Below are 3,749 nucleotides of genomic sequence, written 5' to 3'. Positions count from 1 at the left end.
TCGTACTCCTTGCCATTGAACCCATATCTATATCCTTTTCCTTCTGTGCTGGTAATCGGCATGCTTCCGGTGGGGATCTGCTGGACAAAGCCATTGAGGACAAAGTTGTCGATGCGCAGGGTGCCGCTGGGGTTGCCGGAGCGGTAGTAGTGCAAGGTGACGGTTACCGTGCCCGTCAGCGCACTGAGGGCATCGTCCAGCACGCGGGTGCCGGTGGAGAGCAGCGGCACCGAGTAGCGGTTCAGGGTATCGCCACCCACGTTCACCCCGTTGATGGTTAGGTACCAGTAGCGGTAGCCCGTGGTGGAGTCGGTCAGCGGGTCCACGGCCGTACTCCGGTTGTAGAAGCTAAAGGAGGTGATGGTGGCCCTGTAGCCCGGCTTTACCTGGAGGCTGAGCGTCATGGAGGCCCCGCCCGTGGGGGTGACGGCAAAGCCCAGGGCCGAGTCCATAGAGGGGCCCGAGGTGACCGGCGAGGGATAGCTCACAAACACACCGGAATAGCCCGGGGTGGACAGCGTCCACTTCGAAGAGTCCAGGTAGGCGCTCAGCGTGTTGGGGGCAGCTGAGTAGGTCTGGGAGCTGCCCGAAACCTGGGTTTTGAAGCCGTGGCGGTACAACTCGATGGGCGAGGAAGGGGAGCCGGCACCAGTGAGCGGAAGCGGCCCGGGAAGCGGGTATTTCCGCCCCGGCATCTGCATGCCAAAGGGATAATAACTCCACGACTATTCCGTGCCCACTGGGACTGATTTGGGCTTTCCCGGTAAAACACGAAAATTGACCATAAAGTCCTAACAACTATTTTGTGAAAGCATTTTCTTTGTATAGCAATATTCTTGGAATTCAATAGTCTGCGTGCAGCCTTTAACATGAAATATTAATGCAGATGTGTTCAACCATTGCAATTGTCTTGCACTTCTGAAGATATTTCAAAGGAGCAATACACATTTACATCATTTCAATTTAATTATTTGAAGCATTTGGATCTCATCCCAGCTGAAAGAGAAATTAGGGCATTCTTTACAAGTGACTTTATAAGAGTTTATCAGGCATTTAATGAGTCTATTGCTCAAAATGCTGTAACTAATCAAAGTTTTTGCAACTCAGATTTTAAGAAAAATAGGACAACTTGGATTAAACCCTCCTTTTGCTGGATGATGTATCGGTCTGGCTGGGGAAGCAAGCAAAATCAAGAACGAATATTAGCTATAGATATTAAGCATGAAGGATTCAAATGGGCCATTATCAATGGTTGCCCTTCGAGTTTTGACAACGTTGCATTCGCAGATTACAATGCTTGGAAAAAGTCGACTTCTCTAGCAGATGTAATAATCCAATGGGACCCAGAAAGGGATATTCATTTAAACAAACTTAATTATCGAACAATTCAAATAGGATTAAAGCCCAGAGCTGTTCATCTTTATACAACAGAATGGATATTAAAAATTACCGATATCACAGAGAGCGCCAAGCGCATTAAGTCTTTAATTGATAGGGGAAAACTAAATGAAGCCGAGGAAGGTCTACCTATAGAACTACCTTATAATCCATTGGACTTTTAATACTTCAGTTGTTTTTTTGCCTTTTCCCTGATAATTGGAATATCGGAATTTGACAACCTTTGCAACATCGCTCTTGCTTCATTTGTGTCAATGTCAGCTAAAGCATGAATAGCTTTCCTAGCTAAAGAGTAAGAGTCATCATATTCTAAATAACTGAATTTAGCGAAAATCACATCATACAGGCAATCGACAGTATTAGGGTTCTTGAGCTTTTGTAGTATAAATACAATGTCCTCATGCTTATAATGCCAGTCTGCCAGCAGTAACTTACAAAGCAACGGTGCGTACTCAGGAGAAAAGGCATTTAAATGGAACCCTAGAAGCATCGAATATTCAACTTCTTCCGAGTCTTTCGAGTTGAAAGCGTCGTTAAGCATCATCAAGATTTGCCTCTTGTTGTCAAGGAAGTTTACACCATATTCCCGTGCAAAATCGTCGATAGATATTTTTTTTTGAGCCAAGCTCAAAATCAAATCTTTTTCTCGTTGGTTCATAAATTATGGTTTTCGCCCAATTTCCTGAAAACTTGCAATATTTTTATTAAACGTTTGAAGAGCTTGGCCATTTCCGAGTCCAATATTTATCTGCCCAGCTTCTTGCTTGAAAAAAGCATTAGAGCCTGTCCATCCTTTTGAAATAGCTGGCAAGCCTAACGCTTGTGTCATTGGATGAGCTGGATCACGAACACCTATGCTCAATAGTTCATTTAATGTTCCTGCTTTCACATCGAGCCGGACTAGCACACCGCTATATCCTTCTGAAAACGCACGGGTGGGAGAAATAAATGTTTCACCAGTAGCAGGGATTTTGCCAGTACTTTGAAAAACTGAGAAGTCCTCAACGCTCATGCTTCTATAAAAAGTTTCCGTGGTGCCGGCCCCACCTCTTAGCCAAAGAGGAGCGGCGTCAGCTACTAACCCAACCGAATTCCAAAACACCTGCGATTTATCACCGTCTTTGATTCCTTCATAAATACCATATCCATGCTTTATTGGTGATTGTACAAGATCTTTAGCAGTTTGAAGTACCGGCAAGGCCATATTAATAGCAAGCGGGTCCATAACTGCATTTTGCGCTACTTTTTCTTGCTGGGCCTTGGTTCGAGAGGCTTCACGCCCCCTTTCAGCCAATGGGGACATATCTGCCTTTGACAGTACTGGAGTCGGTTTCTGAGCAGGTTTCTTAGGTTTCGGCGGAGGGAAGCGGTGCTCTATTGACCTTTGCGCACACCCCTGACAAGTTGTTTCGGAAACAAGATATAGCTGAGTAGAACCATATGGAATTTGTGGTATTCTTTCTTCTGCACCATCAAGGTCAATTACCCAAACCGGCTTATTCCCTGCAAACTGATAAGACGAATACCAAGGAAATGCATTTGCCAGCGGATCTACGCTCAGAAATTTCCCGATTCTGGGATCATAGATCCGCATTCCATAGTCCTGTTCATTTCCTTCGCCATAGACCTCAGGATCGTACTCTTTGCCATTGAACCCATAGCGGTAGCGTTTCCCTTCTGTGCTGGTCAGCGGCATGCTTCCGGTAGGGATCTGCTGGACAAAGCCATTGAGCACAAAGTTGTCGATGCGCAGGGTGCCGGTCTGGTTGCCGGAGCGGTAGTAGTGCAGGGTGACCGTCACCGTACCCGTCAGTGCACTGAGGGCATTTTCCAGCATGCGGGTGCCGGTGGAGAGCAGCGGCACCGAGTAGCGGTTGAGGGTATCGCCGCCTACGTTGACCCCATTGATGGTCATATACCAGTAGCGGTAGCCGGTGGTGGAGTCGGTCAGCGGGTCCACCGCCGTACTCCGGTTGTAGAAGCTAAAGGAGGTGATGGTGGCCCTATAGCCCGGCTTTACCTGGAAGGTGAGCGTCATGGAGGCGCCGCCCGTGGGGGTGACGGCAAAGCCCAGGGCCGAGTCCATGGAGGGGCCCGAGGTGACCGGCGAGGGATAGCTCACGAACACACCGGAATAGCCGGGGGTGGACAGCGTCCACTTCGAGGAGTCCAGGTAGGCGCTCAGCGTGTTGGGGGCAGCCGAGTAAGTTGTGGAGCTGCCTGAAACCTGGGTTTTGAAGCCGTGGCGGTACAGCTCGATGGGCGAGGAAGGTGAGCCGGCGCCAGCCAGCGGAAGCGGCCCCGGGAGCGGGTATTTCCGGCCCGGCATCTGCATGCCAAAGGGATAATAA

Annotated in this window: 4 protein-coding genes; 1 reads left to right on the top strand and 3 read right to left on the bottom strand. The window is 48.5% G+C overall.

Annotated features, from left to right (window positions below):
• A partial coding sequence (locus E0486_RS18250; RefSeq protein ID WP_131854456.1) for a hypothetical protein occupies window positions 1-701 on the bottom strand: 701 nt, incomplete at its 3' end.
• A gap of 270 nt (window positions 702-971) precedes the next feature.
• Here E0486_RS18250 and E0486_RS18245 point away from each other — a divergent pair.
• Complete coding sequence (locus E0486_RS18245; protein ID WP_131854454.1) at window positions 972-1,562, top strand: DUF4291 domain-containing protein; 591 nt, start codon at window positions 972-974, stop codon at window positions 1,560-1,562.
• Here E0486_RS18245 and E0486_RS18240 read toward each other — a convergent pair.
• Entirely contained in the window at window positions 1,559-2,056 is a 498-nt protein-coding gene (locus tag E0486_RS18240; RefSeq protein ID WP_131854452.1) for a HEAT repeat domain-containing protein, read from the bottom strand. The genes E0486_RS18245 and E0486_RS18240 overlap by 4 nt on opposite strands.
• Before the next feature lie 3 nt (window positions 2,057-2,059).
• The coding region (locus tag E0486_RS18235) for an RHS repeat-associated core domain-containing protein (RefSeq protein ID WP_317129429.1) at window positions 2,060-3,749 on the bottom strand (1,690 nt) is incomplete at its 5' end.

It is taken from the genome of Flaviaesturariibacter aridisoli, from assembly GCF_004343705.1.
Classification (GTDB): domain Bacteria; phylum Bacteroidota; class Bacteroidia; order Chitinophagales; family Chitinophagaceae; genus Flavisolibacter; species Flavisolibacter aridisoli.
This window is presented reverse-complemented; position numbering and strand designations above follow the sequence as displayed.

What these genes read in the sequence shown, in the direction of transcription:
- E0486_RS18240 (WP_131854452.1), bottom strand. Translation starts at nt 2,056, where the DNA reads ATGAACCAACGAGAAAAAGATTTGATTTTGAGCTTGGCTCAAAAAAAA.